Raw genomic sequence first — 26,453 nt, 5'->3', positions numbered from 1 at the left:
ACGCAAGCATTCCATCCGCCGGCTTCTATGCGGCGTTATGCGCGCGCGATATAGAGAATGCTGCTCGGTTTCAGGCCCATTGCCGCGTACACCTCGGTGCCAAAGTAGTCGATGCCGTATTGGTCGACGCTGAAGCCGTTCGCCTCGATCTTGCGCACGAAGTCGTCGTGTGCATAAAGCCGTACGTGATCGTTCTGCCCATACAGCCGCCAGCGTCCAGCCTCGTCGGTGATACTGGGGTCTTCGAGGGTTTTTTCCATACCGACGATGATGGGCGCCATCAGAATGCCGCAACCACCGGCGCGGGTAATCCGGCACAGCTCGCGCACGGCCTTGCCGTCGTCGGCGACATGTTCGAGCACGTGGCTACAGATGAAGAAATCGAATGCGCCGTCGTCGAAGGGAACATTCATCAGGTCGACCTGATGGTCCACGCCCTGCATCGACAGGTCGGCGGTGGCGTAGTCGAAGAACTGGCTGCTGCGCAGCAGGCGGGACATCGTCTGCTCCGGCGCGAAGTGCATGACGCGAGCGCCCTTGCACAGTCGGCCGGCGGCGATTTCCTGCTCCATCCAGTACACGTACAGGCGCTCGCGGTCGGAGGCACCACAGCTTTTGCAGGTATAGGTGTCGTGGGCGGTCATCTCGCCCTGGCCATAATGCACGAAGCCATGGCGGCGGGCGCTTTCCCGGTAGAATGCGGGGATAGCCGCAAAGCTCACGTCCGCCTGCTTGCACACCGGGCAACGGTATGCAGGCTGCGCAGCCGCTTGCGGCGCCGCAACGCAGTCCGGCTCGGCCTTCGACGGCGCCAACTGGCTGATCAGTGCCTGCTGTTCCTCGAGAATATCGAGCAGATTATTGGCCACCAGATGCTGGCTCTCGCCCTGCATCGCCAGGGCCTCGCGAAAGAGCTGCAATGCACTCTGCGAATCGCCCAGTTTGTAATGCACCACGGCCATATCGTTGGCCAGTTCGGCATGCAGTCCGGCAAACTGCCTGACTTGCTCGAGCAGACGCAGTGCGGCGGCAAATTCGCCGTCAGCGAACGCCTGGTAAGCCTGCTCTTTCAGCGCTTGCAGATCGATTCCCATGAAAGTCTCATGTGCTGGTTCCCGCGCGGCTGGACTGATAACGCCAAGCAACGCCGGGACGCGTCAATGATTTGGCCAAAGGCCTGACTGCAACCTGTACAGCAAGAACCCAGCCAATACGCCGGCACGGCGTTCGAGCGTGGACACCCGCGAGATGGCGGGAAAGGGTGGCGACTGCACGCTCCAGGGGACGGCAGCTACCCGTGGCTGATCAACGCAACTGGTTGAACAGGTTGAGGCTGCTGATCTTCACGTAGCTTTGCTGTGCGGCCTCCAGCACGATGGACTGAAAGGACAACCGCGACAGGGCTTCGGCGTAATCCAGCTCGCGCAAGTCGGCCTGCACGGACTTGTTGACCAGCGCGACGTCTTCGTTGTCGGTCTGGGTCGAGTCGATGATATTCAGGCGTGCGCCGATTTCGCCGCGCACGCTGTCGACGGTGCTCATGCCGTGATCGAGGTTGGTCAGGGCCACAGCCACCGCATCGCGCACCTGCAAGCCAGTCGCCGGGCTTTCCAGGCTAGCGCGGAGCTGGGCGATGGTGTCGAGAATGCCCTGTTTCTGCCGAGTAGGGTCGGCGGTGATCTGGATGCTTTCACCGCCCACGGGCACCCCGTCGAACTGCACGCTCACCCCGCGAAACACCAGCTGGTCGCTAGTTGCATCGTCTGCATCCATACGCCCGCTGGCGAGCACGGCTGCGGCAGGAATATCGTAGACGTCATAGCGTTGCGGATCTGTCGGATCGAAGCGGATTTCGATACCCGTATCGGGGAACGCCGGACTACCGGCAAATGCCACTTCGTCCTGCACCAGTGGTGCGGACACACTGAGGGTGGAGCCGGGCGCCAGTGAAGCGTCGAGCACCGCATCGAGACGCCCGGCGTTGGTGACGTTCTGGAAGATTTTCTTGCCGCTGTCGCTGATCGCCAGATCCAGTGAACTGGCCACCTGCAATTTGCGCTGTCCCTCATCACCCTGATAGCTGTAGCTGCCATCGCCCTCGCGCACGAAGGGTTGGGTCTTGCCCTGAAACCCGGCGAACAGGTATTCGCCACGGGCATTGCGGGTGTTCATCAGGCCGAACAGTTCTTCCTCGCGCGCCCCCAGTTCCGCCGCGATGGACTGGCGATCGGCATTGCTGAGCGCACCATTACCCGCCTGCACTGCCAGCTCGCGCACGCGCTGGAGAATGGTGTTGACCGAGTTGAGGGTGACTTCTTCCTGGGTCAGGCTGTTGTTGGCCGCGGTGAGGTTGTCCTTGTACTGGGTCAGCACATTCTGCTGCTGCTCCAGTTGCAGCAGGCGCACCGAGGCGACTGGGTCGTCCGCCGGAGTGAGGATGCGGTTGCCGGTGCTGATCTGCTCCTGGGTGCGGGTGGCATTGGCGTAGTTGCGCTGGATGCCGGCGACTCCGTTGTTGAATGCCTGGATGGTGGAGATGCGCATGGAACATTACCTCTGAGGCGGCCAGGGTACCTGCCCTGCTGCCGAAACTTGATCGCCAGCAAGCTGGCTCCTACACGTCAATGGGGCGCCACGCGCACCGGGACTTTTACCTGAAGGTATTGATCAGGGTATCGAACAAAGAGCGCGCAACTTGAATGACCTGGGCCGAGGCGTTGTAGTACTGCTCGAATTTGATCAGGTTGGCGGCTTCTTCGTCGAGGTTGACCGCGGACAGCGAGTCGCGGTTATCGGTCGCCTGTTTGAGGATGGCGCCGGTCGCCTCGCTGTCCTGCCGGGCCTGGGCGGTCAGGGTGCCAACCCGCTCGACCAGATCGCCATAGCCATCGGTGAAACTGACCCCGGTACTGATGCCCACTGACGGATCCACGCCTACGGTCTGCTTGTTCTGCAGATCGACCAATTTCAGGGCGTTGCGGTTGTCCGATACGCCGTTGGCGTTTAAATCCAGGGTGAAGGTGTCGCCACTTTCCGGGCGACCACTGATGGAGAAGCTGACAACATTGCCCCCTCCCAGATCCAATTCATAGGTATTTGCCTGTCCAGATACGAACGCGCCGGCAGGCACCCGGGTCAAGCCGGCTACCGGAGTGCCTGGCGGGTTTTCAAAAGTGCCGGAGCCGTCATAAATCAAACCCATCGGCAAGGCCGCAGCAATAGCAGCAGAGTCTATGGGACTAGTACCCGCAGCAATCAAATCGGGTTGGGAAATCGAACCGTTACCGTGATTCTGCAAGTCGGCTGCGGAGCGCACTGGCGCGGCAAACGCCAACTGATCGGGCTGATCCAACTGGGCGCTGATGGTCGTGGCGCCCCGCCGGGTCGGTTGCAGCAAAAACCTGTCATCCGCCGCCGGGGCAGAATCGAGCGCCAGTTCGAAACCCTGGTCGCGACCTGCCGCATCGGTAAAGGTCAGGGTCACCGGATAAGCGCCTGGCGAGCTCGGACTCACGGTGATAGCCGCGCCATCGCTCAAGCGCCGGGCGCTGTAGTTGCTGCCATCGTATTCCAGGCGGTAGTCACTGGTGGTGAGCACGCTGGTATCGGTGATATTCAGCGCCGGCTGGACGTTGCTGGTGTTGCTCGAGAACGCCCGCACCCGCAGCTGAGCCAGCGCCGTATCGTTGTAATCGCCGAACAGCGCGGTGCCCACCTGGCCTTTCAGGTCCAGGCCCTGGCCGAGCTGGGTGTTGACTTGATCGCTGACCGCCAGGGCCAGTCGCCCCAGCGAGTTGAGGGTCGGGTCCAGGGTCTCGGCGCGGTAGCGGATCAGCCCGCCCAGCTCGCCACCGGTGAGCAGGGAGGTGATGCCCTGGCTCGAACCGCCGCTGACGAAGTTCACCTCGAAACGCGTCGGATCGCCCTGCCCTGGCCCGACTTCCAGGCGGCTGGTGGTACTGCCCACCACCAGCGGCTGGCCGGAGCCGACGAACAGGTTGAGCGAGTTGTCATCCTGCGCCACCACGGTCACGCCAACGTAGGTGGACAGCTGGCGGATCGCCTCTTCGCGTGCATCGAGCAGGTCGTTGGGTTGCTGGCCGTTCGCCGCCGCCTTGGCGATGGCATCGTTGTAGCTGGCGATCGAGGTGGCCAGACGATTGACCTGGTCGCTGACGGCCACCATCTGCTTGTTGATGAACTCGTTCTGTTCGCTGATCCGGTCGGACACCGTATTGAAGCGCCTGGCCAGGCCTTCCGCCTCGGACAGCACCAGTTGCCGCGCCGGGATGTTGGCCGGGTCTTCGGCGGCCGTCTGCAGGGAAGAGAAGAGCTTCTGCAGCGAGGGCGTGATGCCGGTGGTGGTGCCGGCCAGCAGCGAGTCGAGCTGCTCGATCTGGCTTCGGTAGGCCTCGACGTCGGAGCTGAGGGCGGTGCTGCTGCGCACCTGGGTGCTCAGGAACTCGCTGTAGGTGCGGCGGATATCCACCAGGGTGGTGCCCGAGCCGATATAGCCGGCACCGCTGAACTGCGGGTTGCGCGTGGCCTGCACCGCATCCTGGCGGGAAAACCCCGGGGTGTTGACGTTGCTGATGTTATGCCCGGTGACCGCCAGCGACGTCTTGTTCACCGACAACCCGGACAGGCCAATACTCAGTAGGTCAGCCATGGCTCAGTTCATCCCCGGGTCTGCGCTGTGTCGCTGGACGCGATCGTTTGATAGGTCGACATCTGCCGGGCGATCTGCGCCACCTTGCGCGCGTACTGCGGGTCAGTGGCATAACCGGCCTTCTGCAACTCGCGGGCAAACTGCTCGGGGTTCTCCGTGGCATTGAGCGCTTTTTCGTAGCGGCCGTTGCTCTGCAGAAAGCTCACGTAGTCTTCGAAGCTGTGGGCGTAGGAGTCGTAGGCGCGGAAGGATGCCGCCTCCTTGACCGCCTTGCCGCCCTGGTATTCGGTGGTCAGCACCCGTGCCGACTCGCCGTCCCAGCTGTTGTGGCTCTTGATGCCGAACAGGTTGTGGCTGCTGGTGCCGTCCTGCTGGCGGATGATCGACTTGCCCCAACCGGTCTCCAGCGCGGCCTGGGCCACCAGGTAGCGGGCATCGACGCCGATCTTCTCGGCGGCCTGCTCGGCCATCGGCAGCATGGCGGCGATGAATTCGTCCTTCGAGGCGAAGGCCGCCTTGCCCGGCGCCTGGGCCAGGCGACGGCCGCTGATGGCATCCGCGCCATTCAGGCTCAGGGCCTTGTCGGCGGGAGCGGCAAACGTCCTGGCCGGGATCCAGTCGTTTTGCGCCAGTGGCTGTGCATCCGCCACGCCGGCCGTCGGCACGATGCCCGCCATCAGCCGGTCGCCGAGTTTGCTCGGCAGCGACAGGCGCCGCTGGTTGAGCAGGGATGAGTCGTCGCGACTGCTGTCGACCTTGGCCAACGGCTTGCTCGGCGCACTCGGCACTGGCTGATCGACCTGGGCGAAGGGATTGGGCCGACTGCTGGCGTCCTTGATCTTCGACATTTGCCGCACCAGCACGTCGGCCAGGCCGATGCCGTTCTGGTTGTTCGATAGGGTCACCGACAATTGCTGGTCGTGCATGTCCTGGTAGGTCTTGCTCTCGTTGCTGTTCATGAAGTTGCCTTCGGCGAACACTTCGTTAGCCGAGCGCATGGCCTTGAGCATCTCATTGAGAAACAGCGACTCGAACTCTTGCGCCACCTTGCGAATGTTCTTTTCGCTGTCGCCACCGACCTTGAACTGGTTGAGCCGGTTCAGGTCGGTGAAGGCGCCGCTGTCCAGCGGGCTGTTGCTGTTGACGCTGCCGAGCAAACCGGCCGAGAGTCGAGAATCCATCGCCGCAGTCTCCTTAAATCACGATCAGGTCGGCCTGCAGGGCGCCGGCTTGCTTGAGCGCCTCCAGGATGGCCATCAGGTCGGAGGGCGATGCGCCCACCTGGTTCACCGCCCGGACGATCTCATCCAGGGTGGTACCGGGGCCGAACTTGAACATCGGCTTGGCCTCTTCGACCGCGCCCACCCGCGAGCGCGGCACCACCGCCGTCTGGCCGCCGGAGAAGGCTTCCGGCTGGCTGACGATGGGGTCTTCGGTGATGGTGACCGTGAGACTGCCGTGGGTCACCGCCGCCGGCTGCACACGCACGTTCTGGCCGATGACGATGGTGCCGGTGCGTGAGTTGATGATGATCTTGGCCACCGCCTGTCCGACCTCGACCTCAAGGTTTTCCAGAATCGACAGGTAATCCACCCGCTGATTCGCATCGAGCGGCGCACTGACGCGGATCGAACCGCCGTCGAGCGCCTGGGCGACACCCGGACCGAGCAGGTCGTTGATCTGGTCGACGATGTTCTTCGCCGTGGTGAAGTCCGGACGATTGAGGTTGAGGGTCAGGCTGTTGCCCTGATCGAAACCACTAGGCACCGAGCGCTCGACGGTTGCGCCGCCAGGAATGCGCCCGGCCGAGGGCACGTTGACGGTGATCCGCGAACCATCGCCGCCTTCGGCATCGAAGCCTCCGACCACCAGATTGCCCTGGGCGATGGCGTAGACATTACCGTCGATACCCTTGAGCGGCGCCATCAGCAGGCTGCCGCCGCGCAGGCTCTTGGCGTTGCCGATGGAGGAAATGGTGATGTCGATGGTCTGCCCCGGCCTGGCGAACGCCGGCAAGTCGGCATGGATGGACACCGCGGCGACGTTCTTCAGCTGCACGTTGCCGCCTGGCGGCACCTTGATGCCGAACTGCGCCAGCATGTTGTTGAAGGTCTGCACGGTGAACGGCGTCTGGGTGGTCTGGTCACCGCTGCCATTGAGGCCGACCACCAGGCCGTAGCCGATCAACTGGTTGCTGCGCACGCCCTGGATGCTCGCCAGGTCCTTGAGCCGCTCAGCCTGGGCCGGCAGGCACAGCAGGATGCACAGCAGCAAGACGTAGGAGCGGGTCATCGGCGTCATCCTGTTCAAAACGGCCACAGCGGGCTGATGAAGAAACGATCGAACCAACCCGGCTGACTGGCGTCGGCGAAGGCGCCGGTGCCCGAGTAGGTGATGCGCGCATCGGCGACCCGCGTCGAGGCCACGGTATTGTCCGTGGTGATATCGTCGGCGCGCACCAGCCCGGCGATGCGCACCAGTTCGTCACCGGTGTTGAGGGTCATCCACTTCTCGCCGCGCACCGACAGAATGCCGTTGGGCAATACCTCGGCCACGGTCACGGTGATCGAGCCACTCAAGCTGTTGCTCTGGTCGGCCTGGCTATCGCCCTTGGTATCGCGGCTGGCACTGTACTCGGCGCCCAGCGACAACTGATTGTCGGAAAACGGGTTGGCCGCCGATACCGCGCCGCCGAACAGCGAGGTCAGGCCGATGTCGGCGCTGCTGTCCTTCTGGATCTGCGAGCCGGCATTCTTGCTGGCCTGGGTACGCTCGTTGAGGGTGATGGTGATGATGTCGCCGACGCGGAAGGCCTTGCGGTCATCGAACAGGTTGTTCTCGAAGCCGGCCTGGTAGATGGACCCACTGTTCTGCGCGGCTGGCAGCGGCGTGCGCGGCAGTACCGGCGCGTAATACGGGTCGTTGGGCTTCGGCGGCGGCGACACGCAACCGCCAAGGGCGGTTAGCGCAAGCATCGAGAGCACAAGTATCAGCCGGTTCATTACCACTACCTCACGGCGTTGTATTTCAAACCAGGGTCGGGCTAATGCCCACCCTCAGGGATTAAAGATTCTGCGAAACGAAGGCCAGCATCTGGTCGGCGGTGGAGATGACTTTCGAGTTCATCTCGTAGGCGCGCTGGGTGGTGATCATGTTGACCAACTCCTCGACCACGCTGACGTTGGAGTTTTCCAGGGTGTTCTGCAGGGTGGTGCCCAAACCGTTGAGACCCGGGGTGCCGACCTGCGGCGCACCGCTGGCAGCGGTTTCCAGGAACAGGTTGTTGCCGATCGCTTCCAGGCCCGCCGGATTGATGAAATCGGCGGTCTGCAGATTGCCGACGATCTGCGGCTGCGGACTGCCGTCGGTGGTCACCGACACCGTGCCGTCTTCGCCGACGGTGAAGGTGCGCACTTCGTTGGGCAGGACGATCGCCGGCTCCAGGGCATAACCGTTGGAGGTGACGACCTGGCCGTCCGAATTGAGATGAAAGCTGCCATCACGGGTATAGGACACCGTGCCATCCGGCATCAGCACCTGGAAGAAACCGCGGCCGTTGACCGCCATGTCCAGGGGTTGCTCGGTGGTTTGCAGGCTGCCGGCGGTGAAGATCTTCTGCGTGCCGACCACCCGCACACCGGTACCCAGCTGCAAACCGGACGGCAGCTGGCTGTCCTGGCTGGACTGGCCACCTGGCTGGCGACGGATCTGGTACAGCAGATCCTCGAACTCGGCCCGGTCGCGCTTGAAACCCGTGGTCGAGACGTTGGCCAGGTTGTTGGAAATGGTGGTCAGGTTCATGTCCTGGGCGGACAGACCGGTCTTGCTGACCCACAGTGCCGGAAGCATATAGATTCTCCTCGAGCGCCATTTTCAAGGCGCTGCGTGCTGGTAATTAGCTAATTTGCAAAACCCGCGCCACAGCGGCCGCATTGTCTTCGGCGGTGCGCATCATCTTCACTTGCAGTTCGAACTGGCGGGACAGGGAGAGGATCGCGGTCATCTCCTCCACCGCGTTGACGTTGCTCGATTCGAGGAAACCGGAGGTCACCTGCACCGTGGCATCCGCCTGCACCGGCTCGCTACCCTTGAAGCGAATCAGGCCGTCGCTGCCCTTCTCCATCTGTTTCAAGTCGGGATTGACCAGCTTCAGCCGGTCGACCTCGGCCAGCACGCTAGGGCCTTCGCCGAGGGCGCGAATGCTGATGGTGCCGTCCTGGCCGATCTCGACCTTCTGCTCCGGCGGCACGGCAATCGGCCCACCATTGCCCATCACCGGCAAACCGTTGCCGGTACGCAGCACCCCAAGGGCGTCAATATTCAGGCTGGCGGTGCGCACATAGGCTTCGCTGCCGTCGGCCGCCTGTACCGCCAGCCAGCCGCGCCCGCCAATCGCCACATCCAGGTCGCGACCGGTTTCCTGCAGAGTGCCGGGAGTGAAGTCGGTACCGGGGCGCTCGGTCATGGCATAGACCCGCGCCGGCAACGTGTCGCCGAAGACCTGCATCGAACGCGCCTGCTCGAAGTCGCGGCGAAAGCCATTGGTCGAGATGTTCGCCAGGTTGTTGGCGTGGGCACTCTGCGCCAGGCTGTTGTTGTGGGCTCCAGTCATGGAGACGTACAGCATCTTGTCCATGGTTATCCTCCGAGGTGGGCGTGACGCCCGCCGCTCTATATAAGGTGATAGAGCAAACGTCGTGCCACCCTCGAACGACAATCATAAGTTGTTGAAAAATATTAATTTTAAAATAAAGAAAAGGCCCCGCGAGGAGCCTTTCAAGAGGAGGTCGGCGAGTTATTGCCGCCGGCGGCAAAGCCATTGCCTGCTGCCTAGAGTTGCCGCCGCTGCGCCAATCAGGCGGATTGAGTGGCGATCCGCATGAACGCCGATGGGTATCGCTGCGCTCAAGCCTACGCGGCCCGCCACATCCTACAAAAGCCCTGATCACGCTAATGGAGCAGTGAACCGTAGGATGGCGTTGAGCGCAGCGATACCCATCAATCGGTGGCATCAATCGGTGGCACCCTGCTGCCGCGCCTTATCAGCGCAGGTTGATGATGGTCTGGGTAATCGAGCTTTCGGTCTCGATGGTCTTGGCGTTGGCCTGGTAGTTGCGCTGGGCGACGATCAGGTTGACCAGTTGATCGGACAGCTCGACGTTGGAGTCTTCCAGGGCGCCGGACTGCAAGGCGCCCAGGGTGCCGCTGCGCGGCGTACCGACCACCGGCTCGCCAGAGGCGAAGGACTGCACCCAGGCCGTCTTACCCACCGGGGTCAGGCCCTGCACGTTGGCGAAGCTGGCCAGAATCACCTGCCCCTGCACCTTGGATTGACCGTTGGTGTAACGGGCGAAAATCACCCCGGTGTCGTCTATTTCAAGACCCGCCAGTTGGCCGGTGGTGTAGCCGTCCTGACTGACGCTGTTGACCGCGAAGGAGCTGGAGAACTGGGTGGAACTGCGCATATCGACCAGAATACCGGTGGGGTTGGCATCCGCGCCATTGCTCGACCACACCGGCGGCTCCCCGCCATCCGAGGCGGCGGGCACCCAGTCGTTCAAGGTAAAGCGCCCGGTGGCATCGACGGTGAAAGCCGCACTGGAAGTCAGGCTGCTGGTATCCAGCTGGCCACTGGCAGTAAAGCCGACTGCCATCGAGTAGGGCGTAGTCGATGTCGGGGTAGCCGGATTGCGCCCATCGACCAATACATTCATCTGCCACTCGTTGGCACCGGTTTTGACGAAGTACTGACTGAGCACATGGGCATTGCCCTGGGTGTCGTAGACGTTGGTCGAGGTAGAGGAGTTGTAGGTAGTCGGATCGGCCGGATCGAAGGTGGCGTTGCCCGCCGCTTCGGCGGCGGTGATTTCCGCGGCAGTCGGGTTCAGCGGATCGAGCGCACCGGCAATCGACGCGTCATATGCGCCCTGCCAGGATGTCGGCACCGTATTGGTCGAGTTCAGGTTGAATGTCTGATCCAGTGTCGTGGTTGACCGCGGTGCCTGGCTCGCGGTCTCGATGCGCAGGTCGCTGATCACGCCATTCTGCAGGTTGCCGTTGCCATCGACGGCATAGCCCTGCAGCTTGTAGCCGAAGTTATTGACCATGAAGCCATCGCGGTCGGTACCGAAATAGCCGGCACGGGTGTAGCTGACCTCGCCGTTGTTGCTGGTCTGGAAGAAGCCGTTGCCGTTGATCGCCAGATCCAGGGAATTCTGCGTGTAGTTGACATTGCCCTGGTTGAACAGCTGCGACACATTGCTCAGCAGCACGCCACTACCCTGCGCGTTCTTGCCGGAACCGTTCACCGAGGCCGCATAGACATCGGAAAATTCCGCACGCGACTGCTTGAAGCCAGCCGTACCGGCGTTGGCGATGTTGTTGCCGGTCACGTTGAGATCGCTGGTCGCAGCGCGCAGGCCGCTAAGACCGATATTGAACGCCATGGAAGTCTCCTTTGCCGGTATGGCCGGCGATTAAAACCCTGAAATTACTGACCGATGACCTGCACCTGGGAGAGCGGCACACTGCCAAGCCCCGCCAGGTTGAGCATCAACTCGCTGCCGCCCAGCACCACACTGTCGACGTTGGCCGGGAGCATGGTGTAAAGCCCCTTGGTCTCGCCTTCGTAGGTGGCCTGCGCCTCGAACTTGTAGGTGCCGGGCGGCAACTGATTGCCGCTGGCGTCTTTGCCGTCCCAGATGAAGCTGACATTGCCGGCGGCCTGCTCACCCATATTGATCCGGCTCACCACCGTCCCCGCGTTGTCGTAGACATTGACGTAGACGTTGCTGCTGCTGGTCGGCAGCACCATGCTGGCCTTGAAGCTCTCGCTGGTATCCACCACCGCCTTGTCGGTCGGGATGATCACCTTGCGCCCGACCAGGGATGAGGCCTGCAGCGCCTGGGAGGACTGGTAGCCGGACAGCAGCGAACCCATGCTGGTATTGAGCTTCTCGATGCCTTCGACCTGGCTGAACTGCGCCAGCTGGGCAATGAACTCGCCATTGCTCTGCGGCTCCAGGGGGTTCTGGTTATTCAGTTGCGCCACCAGCAAGTTGAGAAACTCGTTCTTGCCCAATTCTTTATTGGCCGTGGTGTCGCTCTTGATCTGGTATTGATCGAGTGCCGAACTGACGCCATTTACCGTGCTCATGCCGTATCCCCTTCGTGCGGCTTACTGACCCAGGGTCAGTACGCGCTGCAACATTTGTTTGGCCGTGTTCATCATCTCGACGTTGGTCTGGAACGCCCGACTGGCGGAAATCATGTCGGCCATTTCCTCGACCACATTGACGTTGGGGTAATACACATAGCCGCCTTCATCGGCCGCCGGATGGTTCGGCTCGTAGCGCGGCACCAGGCTGCTCTGATCCTCGACGATCCCCAGCACCTGCACGCCGCTGCCGGCCTGATCCTGCTCGGCGAACAGCGAACCGCTGCCATCGCCCGTGGACTGCTGGAACACGGTGGCGAATACCGGATGGCGCGCGCGATAGGTCTGGTCGACGCTCGACGACACCGTCTCGGCATTGGCGATGTTGCTGGAAATGGTATTCAGACGAGTGCTCTGGGCACTCATGCCGGTTCCGGCGATATTGAAAACACTGGCGAGTGACATGGCATCAGGCTCCTTTATTCGCCGCGCAGGGCGCTGACCAGCCCTTTGAACTTGCTGTTGAGAAAGGTGAAGCTGGCTTGGAAGTTCACTGCGTTTTCCGCGTAGGTGGACTGCTCGACCTGCACGTCGACGGTGTTCTGGTCGATCGACGGATGCGAAGGAATGCGGTAGGCCAGGCTGGCACTGCCCATGGCCACGCCCTCGGCGGCGATATGCCGGTTGTTGGTGCGGGCTAGACCGGCCGAACCACGCTGGGCATTGGCGCTCTGCTCGGCCAGCACCGCAGCGAAATCCAGATCGCGCGCCTTGTAGTTGGGCGTATCGGCATTGGCTATGTTGCTGGCCAATACCTCAGCACGCTGGGCGCGAAAGCCGAGTGCCTTTTCATGGATGCCGAGTGCGCTGTCGAAGCTGATGCTCATGGTCAGGAACCTTTGCCGTTGGGCTTGCCTGTTTTGCGTACAAGACACTTAGCAAAGGTTATGCCATTTAATTTATTCGTTATTTTTCAATAACTTGAGATAATTCAAGCACTACAACAACGGCCAAGTGGCAAGGCTTTTCCGCCCATTGGCAAACAAAGCGGCAATAGGCCCGGCGCTTTGCCGCCCCCAGTTCTCAAACTGGACCGCGCTTCTGTAGGAGGGGGGGACGCCCAGTTCCATGCCTGCGATACTGTTGCTCGGCCATTTCGCCGGCACCAACAAAAACGGGAGGCCACTGGCCTCCCGCTTCTTTATATAGTGCCTCCCTGTTAGCGCAACCGGCTCACTTCACCTTGTAGATGATCCCCGGGCTGCATTGCACCATCTGATAACGATCCGGCAGGCCGTTGAGTGCCTCCGATGCGCCGAGGAACAAATAGCCACCCGGCTTCAACATGGCATGAATGCGCGTGAGGATGTCTTTCTTCATGTCGGCGGAAAAATAGATCAGCACGTTGCGGCAAAACACGATGTCGAACTTGCCCAGGCTGGCATAACTGTCCATCAGGTTCAGCGGACGAAACTCGACGCGACTCTTGATCGCCGGCTTGACCACCCAACGTCCAGGCGCTTTCGGATCGAAATAACGCTGCAAGCGCTCTTGCGACAGGCCCCGGCCCATAGCCAGGCTGTCGTACTCACCGGATTTGCAATTGGCCAACATCGATGGCGAAAGATCGGTGGCAACAATCTGCACACCCGACTTGAGCTGGCCGATATTGGTTTTTTCGAACTCGTCGATACTCATCGACAGGGAGTACGGCTCCTGCCCCGAAGAACAGGCCGCCGACCAGATGCGCAGACGCTGCCCCGGATTGGCCTTGATAATCTCGGGCAGGACCCGGTTCTTCAGCACCTCGAAGGGATAGGTATCACGAAACCACAGGGTTTCATTGGTGGTCATGGCATCCACCACCTGCTCACGCAAACCGCTACGCGGCTGGCTTTGCATGCGCTGCACCAATTCCCCCAGGGTCTTGATCCCGTGCTGTTCCTGCAACTTGTTCAGTCGGCTGGATACCAGGTACTGCTTATTGCTCCCCAGCAAAATGCCACAGGCCTTTTCCAGAAACGTCCGGAACTGCTCAAAATCCAAATTACCTGAAGACACTAGCCAGGCCTCGCCAATCAAAGTGTTGCACTGAAAGATGCACCCGCTGCCCTATCGTCAGGCCGAAACACAACTGCGGCATTCGGAGATACGGCGTTAAAAACAGGTTCAACAACTCATTTACGCTTGAAAAAAACCAAGCCCGGTAAACGGCACAGCCTGCAGTTCTGCTTGCGCGAGACAAACCCAACCGGCATTCGCCCGGCCCTCACAGGGTCTGATCGACCTCATTGATGCGTGCGACCACCCGCGCCGCCAGATCATCGGGACGAAACTTGGGGAGAAAGTCATTGGCACCGACCTTCTTCACCATGGCCTGATTGAATACCCCGGAAAGCGAAGTATGCAGGAGGATGTGCAATTTCTGCATGCGCACATCGCTGCGGATCTCTGCGGTCAGGGTATAGCCGTCCATTTCCGGCATCTCGATATCGGAAATCAGCATCAGCAGCTCCTGGTCGGGGCGCCTGCCCTCGTCTGCCATGTTGCGCAGGTAATCCAGGGCTTGCCGACCATCGTTCAGCGCCGTGACCTCGACCCCCACGGTTTGCAGGCAGCGAATCACCTGCTTGCGAGCCACCGATGAGTCATCGACTATCAGTACATGCTTGCTGAGTGCCTTGCTCTGGGTTTCGGCATCGACCACACCGGCAGAAATCACCTCGGACGTCGGCGCCACCTCGGCGAGGATTTTCTCCACATCGAGAATCTCCACCAACTCCTTGTCCAGACGCGTCACCGCAGTAAGGTAGTGATCACGCCCCGCACCCTTGGGTGGCGGATGGATCTCCTCCCAGTTCATGTTGACGATGCGCTCGACCGAATGCACCAGGAAGCCCTGAACCTTGGTGTTGTATTCGGTAATGATGACGAAGCTGTTCTTCAGATCCTGCAACGGCGGCCGCCCCGTCGCCATGGACAGATCGAGGATGGGAATGGTGCCACCCCGAATGCTCGCGACGCCCCGCACGACCGGACTGGATCTGGGCATGATGGTGAGTTTGGGGCATTGCAGCACCTCCTTCACCTTGAAGACGTTGATCCCATAAAGCTGCCCGCCATCAAGGCGGAACAGCAGCAGCTCCAGACGATTCTGCCCAACCAATTGCGTGCGCTGGTTAACCGAATCCATTACACCGGCCATGCCCAAACCCCTCTGTTTGAGTGCGCACATCAGCGCTGAGCGTAGCAGGCGGCACGCGCCTTGCTACTCACTCTGCATGAACGCAGAAACGACAACTTTTCGACATGCCTATCGAAGCAGGTATCGATACCTGCCGGCAAAAGGCCGCTATTGGCTGGCAGTTTTACCTGCTTTGCTCGCGCTCGGCTACAGCCCCGTGGCACCTGCCTCGGTAACCTTGCCTGAACAGCTTATCGGCGCGAGCCACAGCTTTCTTGAGCTGGCGGTCGCCGATTACCTGCAGCGCAGCGAAATCCAGGGGCGCCATGAGGTTGAAATCAACCGTCTCGATCCACGCTTGCGCCTTCCGCTGTGCGACAAGGAATTGACGATTACCCTGGAAAGCCCAGCCCAGCCAATTGGCCGGGTCACCATGCGGGTACGCTGTGATGGCAGCTCACCCTGGACGGTTTTCGTTCCCGGGCAGGTCAGGCTGTACCGTGACGTGGTCACCGCCATCCGCCCGCTCAAGCGCGAGGCTGTGCTGAGCGATCTGGATGTGAGCCTGGTGGAACGTGATGTGGGCCTGCTCAATCAAGGCTACCTGACCAGCCTCAAGCAGGCGGTCGGCAAAAAACTGACGCGCCCGCTACAGCCGGATCAGGTATTGGCGCCGGCGCATGTCGAGCAAGCCGAGGTCATCCGTAAAGGCGATCAGGTGGTGATCAGCGCACGCAGCGGCAACATGAGCGTGCGCATGCCAGGCGAAGCCCTGTCGGACGGGGCCATCGGCAAACAGATCAGCGTGCGCAACCAGCGCTCGAAACGAATCGTCAAAGCACGGGTAATGGGGCCAGGACAGGTTGAAGTGGCCATGTAGGCACGACTTCGCTCGGCCTCGGACAGGCGCTTGCCAAACAGGCTGGCTGACGATTAGCCGCGCTGTGTTTAAACTGTTGCTTGAAACACACTTTATTTTTCTAAAGTTTCTGCAGACACGGCCGAGAAACTAGGCAAGCGTCCAAATACTGTTCGAGGTTTTGCATCATGGTCATCGACTTCAACCGGCTAAACAATGCCACCACCCCTGCTAACTCAGGGCGTGCGGGCGGTGCTCAGTCTGGTGGCAAGACTGAAGCCATCAGCGAAAAATCGACCAGCCCGGCAGCGGCTCCAGCCCAGCAGGCAGACGCCAACAAGAGCGGAGAGTCGGTGCAGCTCAGTCGCGAAGCGCAACAGCTGCAAAAAGTCAGCGAAAAACTGGCTGAACAACCGACCGTCAATAAAGAGCGGGTTGCCCAGCTCAAACAAGCGATCCTTGACGGCAGTTACCAAGTCGACAGCCAGCGCGTTGCCAGCAAACTGCTCGACTTCGAATCCCAGCGCTAGTCTAGCAGGCCGTTGAAAAACGTAGGCGAGGCAGGCGAGACAAGGCAAAAATGGCCGAAAAAGCGGAGTTTACTGCTGTAAATGAGCATTTTGAGGCCATTATTAACGCAGTATCGCCCACGCAGGTAGTTTTTCAACAGCCGGCTAAAGGCAGCGCAGGGATGTTAGCCTTACAGCGCAGTAGCGCTGCTACGGTCCGCTAACATCTGAGAGCCTGCGATGCACGACATTACCCTGCTTGAGCTGTTCAACGACGATATCGGCAGCACCGAGCAATTGCTCGCGCTGATCGATGACGAATTCCAGGCCCTCGGCGAGCGCGACCTGGCTCGCTTGCAAAGCATTCTGGAAAAGAAGCAACCGCTGCTGGCGCAACTCGACCAACACGCCCAGGCACGCAGCCAACTGTTGCTCGGCCTGCAGCTGAGCGCCGACCGCGCAGGCCTGCAAGCCCTTGCCGAACGTTCCAGCCAAGGCCCGGCACTGCTCGAGCGCGGCGACCAACTGCACAGGCTGCTCGAACGCTGCCAAGCGGCCAATCTGCGTAACGGCCGCTTGATTCGCTCCAGCCAGGCCTCGACCAGCAGCATGCTCGGCATTCTCCGTGGAGGAGAAACCCCCAACCTCTATGACAGCCGCGGCAGTACCGCTAGAATCGGCCAGCAGCGCCCGCTCAGTCAGGCCTGAACACTTAATAACAAGGCACAGGAAAAATGCTGTCATAATGCCAGCACCCTAGTGCGACCGTATCTGCCTGGAGAGTTCTGGACCGTGTCCAACCCCTTTATCGAGGACGATGGCCCGCAACCACCGATGGTGCTCAAGGCCCCTGTGGAAATCGTGGCCAATCTGCGTCAACTGCAACAGCACCACGACCCCTTGGTTATCACCTTCCACGAACGCAACCAGCGGTTTCAGAGTTACCTGATCGAAGTCGACCGCGACAAGAATCGCCTGATTCTCGACGAGATGATCCCCAACGATGCCGAACGCTTTCTGCAAAACGGCGAATCATTTCGCATCGAAGCCTTCCATGAAGGCGTGCGCGTAGCCTGGGAGTGCCTGCAGCCGGTACAGATAGACCAACACCAGGGGGCACGCTGCTACTTCAGTCCGATGCCTGAAGAAGTGCATTACCACCAGCGCCGCAATGCCTACAGAGCGTCACTCAAGCAAACCGACCAGGTCAAGATCGAGCTGGCCGGCGCCAAGTTGCGCAGCCCCATAACGGGACAACTGCTGGATATTTCCGCCACCGGCTGCAAATTGCGCTTGCCGGGCAATGTTGCCAGCAGCCTGCACTCTGGCCAGGTTTACGAGAGCTTTACCGCTCAACTGCCCTTCGGCGCGATGACCACCGCCGTGGAACTGCGCCATGTGCAGTATGAAGAGAAACTCGACACGACCTTTGCCGGCGTACGCTTCCACCGCATGAACGGCCTGGAGCAACGCCAGGTCGAGCGCTTCGTCTACCAACTGCAGCGCGAGGCACGCCGCTTCGACAGCGACGGCTTGTTCTAGTAGCCTGTCGGACTTGTCCGTCCACAGCGTGGGAAAGTCCGACAGGCTGCCAGGGTTGCGTCTCCCCTGAAATGTCGGATGACTGCAGGGCTGACAACGCAGGATAGCGGCGCCAAACGGCATACCGGGCTGTGTCAATGGAATGGATATCGCCCTGCCTACGCTCAGACTTCGACCCGGATGCCCAGCGCCGCCAGGCGCGGCAGGTCTTCCGGGCGATCGACATCCCACAACACCGGCAATAGCTGATGATGCCAATCCAACTGCTGCAGACGCTCGCAGGTCATGCTCAATACCTGATCGGTTCCCCAGGGCATGTCGTGAAACAGCATGGGGTCTACGCAGCGCAAGCCGATCAGGACATAACCACCATCCTCGGCCGGCCCCAGCACTACAGGCTGGCCGTGCAATGCCTCGCAAGCACCACTGAGGTATTCGCCGTCCAGCGCCGGGCAATCGTTGCCGATCAACACCACGGCGTCGCTTCCCGCCAGCCCCAGGGTCGCTATGCGTCGCATGCGCTCGCCCAAGTCGCCGGCGGGCTGCTCGACCAGCGTCCAGTTCAACTGATCGGCGAGTGCCTGCAGCTGCGCATCCGGACTGTCGTCCAACCACAAAAACCGCTGAGTGAACCCTTGCGCCGGAAGCCGCAAGGCCCGCTCGAGCAATAACCGCTGCAGGTCGCACGCACCCTCTTCGCCCAGAATAGGAATCAGCCTGGTCTTCACCTGCCCAGGCACAGGTGCACGCGCCAGCATGTGCAAAGAAATAGCCAGTTTCATAGCGGTGGCCCTCGGTGATACTGCCGCGCCAACTGATCCGGGCTGGCGCCACAATAGTAGGCCAGCCGCAGACGCCACATGAACAACACAGTACGCCAAATGCCATCTTGCTCCCAGCGTCTGCTTGAAGTTGACAGCGGAGGACGCAAGCAACGCGGCCGCGCCCGCTTTTTCAGGCGCCCGCTGAGCTCGATGTCTTCCATCAAGGGGATGTCCGCGTAACCACCCAGCGCCTCGAACGACTCACGGGCGACGAAGATTCCCTGGTCGCCCGTCGCCACACCGGTCAACCGCGAGCGTAGATTGATCATCGTACCGATCAGGCGTAGAGCCAGGCCACTGCCCGACAAACGTACATCGAAACGCCCCCAGATCGGCCGCTCCGCCAACACGGCAAGCAATCGCTGGATGGCCGCGGCACTGACCCGGGTATCGGCATGCACGAACCACAGATAGTCAGCCGCCGCGACCGCGGCGCCGGCATTCATTTGCAGGGCGCGCCCCGCACTGGTCTCGAGCACCTGGTCGGCCTGCTCCGCGGCCAACGCACAGGTTGCATCGCAGCTGCCGCCATCCACCACAATCAGCTGCGCTCCAGCCGCACGCAACGGCGCCAGATCCGCCAGCAACAGAGGTAGGGCCGCCGCCTCATTGCGCGCCGGGATGATCACGCTGAGTAACGGCATCACGACTTCGACATCGGCTCGACGGGATCAACCGCTCCGGCGGCGGCCATGTCGGCGGCGTCGCCATCCAGCATCTGATCCTGCACGACCTGTTCGTCGACCCGCGGATCAAGGGCGGCAACCAGGGGCGAACTGGTCATGTTGTCCGGCATCGCGACGTGGTGCAGCGGGGCATCGTCGACCTGATGCAGGTGGCTGATGTTATCCGGGCGCACCCGCCAGATCAGGATCAAGGCCGAGCAGAAGACGAAGGCATAGAGCATGTTGGCGCCCCAGAAGCGCATCAACACACCGGCCAGCAGTGGGCCGATACTGGCCCCAACACCGAAGGTCACCAGCAGCATGGCAGTCAGTGAAACACGCCGCTCGCCCTCGACGTGGTCGTTGGCAAAGGCCACGGCCAGGGGGTAGAGACTGAACTGCAACAACCCGATGACGAAACCGACACCGAGCAATACCCACAAGTCCGCCTCGGGCATCAATGCCAGAGGCAATGCCGCCAGGGCCAACAACACCGCACAGCCGCGGATCAACGCGGCCCGATCGCAACGATCCGACAACCAGCCGAGCGGCCACTGCACCAGCAGACCGGCAAAAATGCAGCTACCCATGAAGAGACCGACCTGCTCGGTAGACAAGCCCATGCGGGTCGCATACAGCGGCGCCAAACCATAGAAGGCCCCGATCAGCAGACCGGCAACGGCAATGGTGGTCAGCGACAAAGGCACTCGCTTGATGAAGAAGTGCAACTCCAGCGGTGCCGGATGCATGGGCGCCGGGTGCAACCTGTGAGTCAACGCCACCGGCACCAGGCACAGGGCAAAGCACAGCGCCACCAGCATCAGCAGTTCGAGACCGAGGGCCGGATGAACTACCAACACCAACTGACCGAGGATCAACCCCAGGTAGGAGGCGCCCATATATCCGGAAAACACCTGGCCGCGCTGACTGGTATCCGCCTGTTCGTTGAGCCAGCTCTCGATCACCATGTATTGGCACATCATGGCCAAGCCCACCAGCATGCGCAATAACAGCCAGGCCGGTAGCCAGTCGGTCAAGCCGTGGCCCAGCACGGCGGCCGTGACAACCCCGGCACAGGCCACATAAGCGCGAATATGCCCGACCCGGCCGATCAGTCGATGCCCCAGTTTGCCGCCCAGCACCAGGCCAATATAGTTGGCCGCCATCAAGGCCCCCACCCATAGACCATCCACCGTTTCAGCCAAACGCAACGCCAGGTAGGTACTCAACAGACCCGACCCCAGCAACATCAACAGGGTGGCGAAATACAGCGAACGAAAAGACTTCCAGATAAGGCGCATGACTCTGCGAATAACTCCTTGATTGACGACTGAACCGCTCGAGGCGAACGGCGCGGCCGCGATGGCCGCAACAAATGAATAAATGACTGAAGCATAGAGCACAGGGGTGAAGCCGAAACGCGATGCACGTAAGCACGTGCCTGGCCGCATCAAGCGGACTCGCCGACCAGGCGTTGATTCTTTGTGCATGCAGGGGCAACTTGTCTGGTTGCAACGCAATGCTGGCAACGCGGGTAATCTTGCAACCGCCAGCTATGCCGGGCCGGCAAGAATGCGCCGCTCCCAGGGCGTGATCTCGTCGAGGTAACTGCTCAATTCCAGGGTCTTGCTGGCGATGTAGCCTTCGATGAATTCCTTGCCGAACAGTTCTACCGCCAGTCGACTGTTTTTCAGACGCTCAATGGCGGCATGCATGGTACAGGGTAGCGTCAAGTTAGCCGGCACCTCGAACTCACCCTGCACCGGCGCACTCGGCTGCAACTGCTGCTCAAGACCGTGCAGGCCGGCAGCCAGGCTGGCCGCCAGTGCCAGATAGGGGTTGGCATCGGCGCCCGGCAGGCGGTTTTCCACGCGCCGCGCCAGCGGCGCGCTGGCCGGAATACGCAGGCCCGCGGCGCGATTGTCTTCCGACCAGCAAGCATTGTTCGGCGAGGCAAAAGGATGACAGAGCCGCTGGTAGGAGTTCACGTGCGGGGCGAACAGCAGGGTGAAATCCGCCAGCGCCGCTTGCTGGCCGGCGATAAAGTGATAGAAGGCCGGCGTCGCCTGGCCATCCGCGGCGCTGAAGATGTTTCGTCCGCTGCCCTGCTCGACCACGCTCTGGTGGATATGCATGGAACTGCCCGGGGTATGCGCCGAAGGCTTGGCCATGCACACCACTGTCAGCCCGTGCTTGAGGGCGACCTCCTTGAGCAGATGCTTGAACAGCAAGGTCTGGTCGGCCAGCTGCACGGGGTCACCATGCAGCAGATTGATCTCGAACTGACTGACGCCCATCTCGTGCATAAAGGTATCGCGCGGCAAGCCTAATGCGGCCATGCACCGATACACCTCGCTGAAGAACGGCCGCAGGCCGTTATTCGAGCTGATGCTGAAAGCACTGCCACCCTCCTCGCGCCGACCGTCCAGGCCGGCTGGCGGCTGAAACGCTTGCTGCGGATCAGGGTTCGGCGCAAACACGAAGAACTCCAACTCGGTTGCCACCACCGGCTGCCAACCGTGAGCGGCATAGTTCGCCACCACCTGCTTGAGCAACGCGCGGGTGGACAGGCCCGAGCTACGGCCATCCAGCTCATCCGCGTCGCAGATCGCCAGCGCGCGCGGCATATCACTCCAGGGCAGGCGGTGGATCTGGGTCGGCTCGGCATTCAGCGCCAGATCGCCGTCGTCGCTGCCGTAGAAACGTGGCGGCGGGTAACCACCCATGATGCATTGCAGCAGCACGCCACGAGCCAGCTGCAAGCGCCGGCCTTCGAGGAAACCCGCGGCGGTCATCACCTTGCCCCGCGGCACGCCGTTCAGATCCGGGGTCACGCACTCGATCTCATCGACGCCGCGCAAAAGTTCTTCCAGTGCACTGCGGCTAACGGTGTTCATCTGTTCCTGTCCTTGTTGCGCAGAGGCCGTATTCAAACGGCGATGCGTACAAAATACGCACCGACCGTGCATAATTTCAAGCAGGCGGCCTACCCGTTGTTGCTTGAAAGTAGCCTGCAGATATAAACATCTAATAATTAGATAATATCAATCGCGAAACAAAAGCCTCTCAAAGCCCTCTTAACAACCCGAAAAATCCTCTGAAACGCCCGAAATAAAAGGCTCAAAGCCTACTATCAACAACATCGATTATTACCATGCCTGAGCTGCACTTCTTCATCTATTTTTCATCCGTAATATGGGCTCCGTAGCCACTTACCGCCCCCACGAGGAGCCTGAAGATGAAAAAGCAAATTCTTACCAGCCTGATCCTGGCCAGTTTGTCCGTTAGCGCCTTTGCCCTGCCACAAAGCGCCCCGCAACCCCAGTCCGACGGAGTTAATGCCGGCAGCACCTTCGCCGCAGACGGCGCTGACCGCACCGGCGTCAACCGCTTTGCCGAAGACGGTGCCGATCGCACCGGGATCAACCGCATTGCCGCCGATGGCGCCGATCGCACCGGCATCAACCGCATTGCTGCAGACGGCGCCGACCGCACCGGCATCAACCGCATTGCCGAAGATGGAGCCGACCGCACCGGCGTCAACCGCATTGCCGCAGACGGTGCCGATCGCACCGGCGTCAACCGCATTGCGGAAGATGGAGCCGATCGCACCGGCGTCAACCGCATTGCGGAAGATGGAGCCGATCGCACCGGCGTCAACCGCATTGCCGCCGACGGCGCCGACCGCACCAGGGTCAACCGCATAGGCTAATATCCACCCGCGGAACGGGCTGATCACCTCAACCCGTGCATGCAAAAACAAAAAGGCGCCCTATCCGGCGCCTTTGCTGTTTCTACTCTCCCCGCCCTACTCCAGGCGCGCCAGGCGTTCTTCCAATTCGGCCACCCGTGCTTCCAGGGCATCCAGCCGACTCTCATCGTATGCACTGCCGGCCGGACGTTCGACGTGGCTCGCGCGGGCGTCCATGATGGCCTGGAGATCGACTGGATCGCCGAGCAGGTGCATATAACGATCCTCGCGCTGCCCGGCCTGACGCGGCAACTGACAGAGCAAGCCACGGGTGATCAAGCGCTCCAGATTGTGCTGCAGCTGTTCGGCATCCTCGAACGCATACATGCGGCTGCTGCGCGTCAGCAACTCGTTGACCGTTTGCGGCCCGCGCAACAGCAACAGACCGATCAGTACGACCTGGGCCGCCACCAGTTCCAGTGCCTTGTCCGCGCGATGCTCCCAGCGATCGGCGCGACTGCCCATCACCAGACGCGCCAGGCCGCGCCCCTCCAGGCTGCGCAAACCCTGGCCGACCTGTCCGGCCGTGAGGTTCATCAAGGGTTCGCGGCTGGTCTTCTGGTTGCAGGCCAGCACCAGGGCATTCAGGGTCAGCGGGTAAACCTCTGGAGTGGTCGCCTGCTTCTCGACCAGGCAACCCAGAATTCGAGCTTCGGCGGTCGTCAGCGGCACATCGATGGGCGGGGCTGTGGTTTCGCTGGTCATGACAATTCTCTATGGCTCGGACGTGCCGATAGCCTAGCTCGACTGGCGCCGGGTTGACATGGCTAGCGCCAGATTCCGATGCCAGTCAGGCAACAGGCGTTAGCCGACCAGAGCAGCCGCAGTAGTCGCGTGCTTTTTCACAGCCTCTCACTCCTTGTCGAGATCCACCAAGGGCTGCTCGCGCACTTCGGTTGCCCGCCCGGCCTGGATGGCTTCGATGCGCTTGCGCGCATCATCCACGGCGGCGCGGTCGGCGAGCAGCTCGTAGTCGACGTGGAAATGTCGCTGCTGGCCGGGCTCGATGGTCGGGACCAGGCCCAGCGGACGCTGGTAGCGGCGATTGTAGGAAAAGCTGGTTCCCGGCTCCAGCCCGGTGACATAGCCCTGTTTCTCGGTATCGGTGTTCTTCCACAGCGAGAACACCGGCAGCTCGGCGGTGTTGAAGCCGACCGCGATACCCAGCTCACCGGCACGGTTGTGCAACATGGCCAGGGTTTCGCCCTTGGCGTCGGCGTAGGGCACCACGTTGTAGACGGTTTCGTCGTAGTCGGCGGTCGGACCGCGATAGGCCTGCCAGTCGCCCAGGTCAACCTTGGCCTTTGCGTTGAACGGCGAGACCTGTTTCACCGGTGCGACGAACTTGGCGCCCTGCTCCAGCAGCGGCGTGCCGAAGTTGGTGTGGTACAGCGCCTGGTATTCCTTGGGGTAGTCGCCATTGTTGGTCAGCGTATCGTGCAGCGAGAAACCAGCGCGGCCGGGTGTTGTGGTGAGTTCCGTGACGATCGAGAAATCGACCTTCTTGAAGGCTTTCTCCTGCAGGTCACCACGCAGGCGGATCGCGTAGGGCGGCTTTTCGTCGATCTGCAGCACCACTCGAGATGCCGGGATATTCGCGGCGCGGCCGTGCAGCGTAAGCAGCTCGCCATTGTCCATGCCGGGATGACCGACCCACTCGTAGCCGCAGCGGGTGACCAGTTCATTGAAGCCCTCCAGCCAGCCCAGTCCACCGCGGCCACTGAGTTCGATGAAGGCCGGGTTGACCACCTCCTCCACCGGAGAATCCCAGCCCAGGCGCACGTCACCGGCCACCGCCTGAAGCACGTTCATGCCACGGGTGGGGATGACCGTCATCTTCATCGTGCCATTGTCGATCTCGATCAGGCTGACGCCTTCCTGACGACCGCCGTGCAAGGTGCGCAGGCTCACAGAAAACGCAGGGGAGGCCTTGATGCCGAGCTCTTCGCTGGTAACGCGCCAATTCTGCGCGGGCGTGTCCTGGTCGATCAACACCTGCTCCCAGGCCTGGACGGAGGTGGTCAGGCAGATGCCGAGGCCACAGAGAAGCTGCAAACGGGTCATGGGAAATCCTTTGTTGTTATTGGGTGTCGGTTGAATCTAGCTGAATCGTTTCAGCAAACAAGTAAAAACAACCGGGAACCGACCAACGTCGAAAAAAAAAGATGAAAACTGCGCGAAATGCGCCCTGGAGAAACCGCTCGTACCCTTGCCCATCGACGAAGCGGCACACCCCATGCGGGCAACCACAACGCCCGCATGGCCGAAGAGCAGTGCCGCAGCCCGGGCAAGCTGACGGCTGGCTGGCAGAAACGAAAAAAGGCTTACGCCATGCGCAAGCCTTTTTATATGGCGTCCCCTGCTGGAATCGAACCAGCATCTAGCCCTTAGGAGGGGCTTGTTCTATCCCTTGAACTAAGGGGACTCGGTAACTCTGCTCGGCAATGCTGCCGACCGGGCCGCATGTTAACCAGCCTCGATGGATTTGTCATGTCACTGCCATCAACCCGCGGCCATACTCTAAATCGGCCACCCAGGAGATCGCCATGACCCAGCCAGCATCCAGGCATGTGCCAGATTCCCCATTTACCCACCTGACCCTGCGCGCCGCCTGCTCCGGCGACGCCCAGGCGCTGAGCGTGCTATTGCAGCAACTGGCGCCGGACGAAGCAGGTCCCGACGCAAAACTGCTGGCCCTGCGCCTGAACGAGTCAGCGGTAAACCAGGTCGTACTGGTGGCCGAGCGCGACGGCAAGCTGCTCGGCACCTGCACGCTCAACCTGATCGAACACCTGGCGCACAACTTCGCCCGCTCGGCGATTCTCGAGGACGTGGTCGTGGATGCCGACGCCCGCGGCCTGGGTATCGGCCAGGCCTTGATCGACAAGGCCGTCGAGCGCGCCCGCGCTTGGGGCTGTTACAAGCTGGCGCTGTCGAGCAACCAGAGCCGCGAGGCGGCCCATCGTTTCTATCGCGGGCTGGGCTTCAAGCCTCACGGCATCAGCCTGGCCCTGACACTGGACTGAGGCAGGTGTCTCGACATGGCCTTTCGCGGTCAATGCCCCTCTTATCAAACTAAAAATAACTCGTTGTTTTATATATAAATTAAATCAGTACGAAGTCTTGTAGGAGCCGGTAACCGTGGATGGGTCGGGCCGCGCCTAACCCCTCCGTACTGTAAATGCCGGCGCAACTCGCCCGTAGGATGGCGTTGAGCGCAGCGATACCCATCGAGCGATTTATACCTGTATCCGGTTGTCGTGGCTGAAATCCATGATGGGTTACGGCGCGGTT

The 26,453-nt window shown here is 61.2% G+C and carries 26 protein-coding genes and 1 tRNA gene; 6 read left to right on the top strand and 21 right to left on the bottom strand.

Translation table 11 applies throughout. From position 1 onward, the window contains the following. Window positions 1-35 precede the first annotated feature (35 nt). From G9C89_RS07465 to G9C89_RS07400, 14 genes are all read right to left on the bottom strand, one after another. A complete protein-coding gene (locus G9C89_RS07465; RefSeq protein ID WP_172146953.1) occupies window positions 36-1,094 on the bottom strand; it encodes a class I SAM-dependent methyltransferase in 1,059 nt (352 codons plus the stop codon). A 211-nt stretch (window positions 1,095-1,305) separates the two neighbouring features. Next, window positions 1,306-2,544, bottom strand: a complete 1,239-nt coding sequence (gene flgL, locus G9C89_RS07460; RefSeq protein ID WP_172146951.1) for a flagellar hook-associated protein FlgL — start codon at window positions 2,542-2,544, stop codon at window positions 1,306-1,308. A 106-nt stretch (window positions 2,545-2,650) separates the two neighbouring features. After that, entirely contained in the window at window positions 2,651-4,669 is a 2,019-nt protein-coding gene (flgK, locus tag G9C89_RS07455; protein ID WP_172146949.1) for a flagellar hook-associated protein FlgK, read from the bottom strand. A gap of 8 nt (window positions 4,670-4,677) precedes the next feature. Continuing rightward, the gene (gene flgJ / locus G9C89_RS07450; protein WP_172146947.1) at window positions 4,678-5,850 is read right to left on the bottom strand and encodes a flagellar assembly peptidoglycan hydrolase FlgJ; all 1,173 of its coding nucleotides are present in this window, start codon (window positions 5,848-5,850) and stop codon (window positions 4,678-4,680) included. Window positions 5,851-5,863: 13 nt separating this feature from the next. Next, window positions 5,864-6,970, bottom strand: a complete 1,107-nt coding sequence (locus G9C89_RS07445) for a flagellar basal body P-ring protein FlgI (RefSeq protein WP_390623782.1) — start codon at window positions 6,968-6,970, stop codon at window positions 5,864-5,866. A 5-nt stretch (window positions 6,971-6,975) separates the two neighbouring features. Beyond that, window positions 6,976-7,671 (bottom strand): flagellar basal body L-ring protein FlgH, encoded by a 696-nt coding sequence (gene flgH, locus G9C89_RS07440; protein ID WP_172146942.1) that lies wholly within the window; start codon window positions 7,669-7,671, stop codon window positions 6,976-6,978. A 61-nt stretch (window positions 7,672-7,732) separates the two neighbouring features. After that, on the bottom strand, window positions 7,733-8,518 hold the full coding sequence (gene flgG, locus G9C89_RS07435) for a flagellar basal-body rod protein FlgG (RefSeq protein ID WP_079201391.1): 786 nt from the start codon (window positions 8,516-8,518) through the stop codon (window positions 7,733-7,735). A 46-nt stretch (window positions 8,519-8,564) separates the two neighbouring features. Next, window positions 8,565-9,305 carry a flagellar basal body rod protein FlgF gene (locus G9C89_RS07430; protein ID WP_172146941.1) on the bottom strand — a complete coding sequence of 247 codons (741 nt, stop codon included), beginning with the start codon at window positions 9,303-9,305 and terminating at the stop codon, window positions 8,565-8,567. A gap of 406 nt (window positions 9,306-9,711) precedes the next feature. Next, complete coding sequence (locus tag G9C89_RS07425; RefSeq protein WP_172146940.1) at window positions 9,712-11,115, bottom strand: flagellar hook protein FlgE; 1,404 nt, start codon at window positions 11,113-11,115, stop codon at window positions 9,712-9,714. Window positions 11,116-11,159: 44 nt separating this feature from the next. After that, on the bottom strand, window positions 11,160-11,825 hold the full coding sequence (flgD, locus tag G9C89_RS07420) for a flagellar hook assembly protein FlgD (protein ID WP_172146939.1): 666 nt from the start codon (window positions 11,823-11,825) through the stop codon (window positions 11,160-11,162). A gap of 21 nt (window positions 11,826-11,846) precedes the next feature. Next, window positions 11,847-12,290: a flagellar basal body rod protein FlgC gene (flgC, locus tag G9C89_RS07415; RefSeq protein ID WP_172146938.1), complete on the bottom strand. Its 444-nt coding sequence runs from the start codon at window positions 12,288-12,290 to the stop codon at window positions 11,847-11,849. Window positions 12,291-12,304: 14 nt separating this feature from the next. Continuing rightward, a complete protein-coding gene (gene flgB, locus G9C89_RS07410; protein ID WP_172146937.1) occupies window positions 12,305-12,712 on the bottom strand; it encodes a flagellar basal body rod protein FlgB in 408 nt (135 codons plus the stop codon). 346 nt (window positions 12,713-13,058) lie between these two features. After that, window positions 13,059-13,886: a protein-glutamate O-methyltransferase CheR gene (gene cheR, locus G9C89_RS07405; protein ID WP_172147519.1), complete on the bottom strand. Its 828-nt coding sequence runs from the start codon at window positions 13,884-13,886 to the stop codon at window positions 13,059-13,061. A 208-nt stretch (window positions 13,887-14,094) separates the two neighbouring features. After that, window positions 14,095-15,030, bottom strand: a complete 936-nt coding sequence (locus G9C89_RS07400) for a chemotaxis protein CheV (protein WP_172146936.1) — start codon at window positions 15,028-15,030, stop codon at window positions 14,095-14,097. A 76-nt stretch (window positions 15,031-15,106) separates the two neighbouring features. On the opposite strand from G9C89_RS07400, the gene flgA reads away from it, so the two are divergent. The 4 genes from flgA to G9C89_RS07380 all read left to right on the top strand — a co-directional run bounded on the left by flgA (window position 15,107) and on the right by G9C89_RS07380 (window position 17,919). Next, on the top strand, window positions 15,107-15,889 hold the full coding sequence (gene flgA, locus G9C89_RS07395) for a flagellar basal body P-ring formation chaperone FlgA (RefSeq protein WP_172147518.1): 783 nt from the start codon (window positions 15,107-15,109) through the stop codon (window positions 15,887-15,889). A 167-nt stretch (window positions 15,890-16,056) separates the two neighbouring features. Further along, window positions 16,057-16,398 (top strand): flagellar biosynthesis anti-sigma factor FlgM, encoded by a 342-nt coding sequence (gene flgM / locus G9C89_RS07390; RefSeq protein WP_172146933.1) that lies wholly within the window; start codon window positions 16,057-16,059, stop codon window positions 16,396-16,398. A 219-nt stretch (window positions 16,399-16,617) separates the two neighbouring features. Beyond that, the gene (locus tag G9C89_RS07385) at window positions 16,618-17,085 is read left to right on the top strand and encodes a flagella synthesis protein FlgN (RefSeq protein WP_172146912.1); all 468 of its coding nucleotides are present in this window, start codon (window positions 16,618-16,620) and stop codon (window positions 17,083-17,085) included. A 126-nt stretch (window positions 17,086-17,211) separates the two neighbouring features. After that, window positions 17,212-17,919: a flagellar brake protein gene (locus G9C89_RS07380; RefSeq protein ID WP_172147517.1), complete on the top strand. Its 708-nt coding sequence runs from the start codon at window positions 17,212-17,214 to the stop codon at window positions 17,917-17,919. A gap of 164 nt (window positions 17,920-18,083) precedes the next feature. Here G9C89_RS07380 and G9C89_RS07375 read toward each other — a convergent pair whose 3' ends face one another. From G9C89_RS07375 to G9C89_RS07360, 4 genes are all read right to left on the bottom strand, one after another. Continuing rightward, window positions 18,084-18,701, bottom strand: a complete 618-nt coding sequence (locus tag G9C89_RS07375; protein WP_172146909.1) for a TIGR04282 family arsenosugar biosynthesis glycosyltransferase — start codon at window positions 18,699-18,701, stop codon at window positions 18,084-18,086. Next, window positions 18,698-19,387 (bottom strand): TIGR04283 family arsenosugar biosynthesis glycosyltransferase, encoded by a 690-nt coding sequence (locus G9C89_RS07370; protein WP_172146891.1) that lies wholly within the window; start codon window positions 19,385-19,387, stop codon window positions 18,698-18,700. The genes G9C89_RS07375 and G9C89_RS07370 overlap by 4 nt, the downstream gene beginning before the upstream one ends. Beyond that, window positions 19,387-20,709: an MFS transporter gene (locus G9C89_RS07365; RefSeq protein WP_172146889.1), complete on the bottom strand. Its 1,323-nt coding sequence runs from the start codon at window positions 20,707-20,709 to the stop codon at window positions 19,387-19,389. The genes G9C89_RS07370 and G9C89_RS07365 overlap by 1 nt, the downstream gene beginning before the upstream one ends. A 252-nt stretch (window positions 20,710-20,961) precedes the next feature. Beyond that, the gene (locus G9C89_RS07360) at window positions 20,962-22,203 is read right to left on the bottom strand and encodes a glutamine synthetase family protein (RefSeq protein ID WP_172147516.1); all 1,242 of its coding nucleotides are present in this window, start codon (window positions 22,201-22,203) and stop codon (window positions 20,962-20,964) included. A gap of 443 nt (window positions 22,204-22,646) precedes the next feature. Here G9C89_RS07360 and G9C89_RS07355 point away from each other — a divergent pair, with 443 nt between their 5' ends. Further along, window positions 22,647-23,120: a phage infection protein gene (locus G9C89_RS07355; RefSeq protein ID WP_172146887.1), complete on the top strand. Its 474-nt coding sequence runs from the start codon at window positions 22,647-22,649 to the stop codon at window positions 23,118-23,120. 96 nt (window positions 23,121-23,216) lie between these two features. On the opposite strand, the gene G9C89_RS07350 is transcribed toward G9C89_RS07355, so the two are convergent. The 3 genes from G9C89_RS07350 to G9C89_RS07340 form a co-directional block, all read right to left on the bottom strand. Next, window positions 23,217-23,864 carry a YceH family protein gene (locus G9C89_RS07350; protein WP_172146885.1) on the bottom strand — a complete coding sequence of 216 codons (648 nt, stop codon included), beginning with the start codon at window positions 23,862-23,864 and terminating at the stop codon, window positions 23,217-23,219. A 147-nt stretch (window positions 23,865-24,011) separates the two neighbouring features. Beyond that, the gene (locus tag G9C89_RS07345; protein WP_172146883.1) at window positions 24,012-25,223 is read right to left on the bottom strand and encodes an aldose 1-epimerase family protein; all 1,212 of its coding nucleotides are present in this window, start codon (window positions 25,221-25,223) and stop codon (window positions 24,012-24,014) included. Window positions 25,224-25,509: 286 nt separating this feature from the next. Continuing rightward, window positions 25,510-25,584 (bottom strand) — tRNA-Arg (locus G9C89_RS07340). A 121-nt stretch (window positions 25,585-25,705) separates the two neighbouring features. Here G9C89_RS07340 and G9C89_RS07335 point away from each other — a divergent pair. Further along, complete coding sequence (locus tag G9C89_RS07335; RefSeq protein WP_256674134.1) at window positions 25,706-26,185, top strand: GNAT family N-acetyltransferase; 480 nt, start codon at window positions 25,706-25,708, stop codon at window positions 26,183-26,185. Window positions 26,186-26,453 lie beyond the last annotated feature (268 nt).

The organism is Pseudomonas tumuqii, assembly GCF_013184545.1.
Lineage (GTDB): Bacteria > Pseudomonadota > Gammaproteobacteria > Pseudomonadales > Pseudomonadaceae > Aquipseudomonas > Aquipseudomonas tumuqii.
Note: the sequence above shows the minus strand (reverse complement) of the source record. Positions and strands in the feature narration are given on the sequence as shown.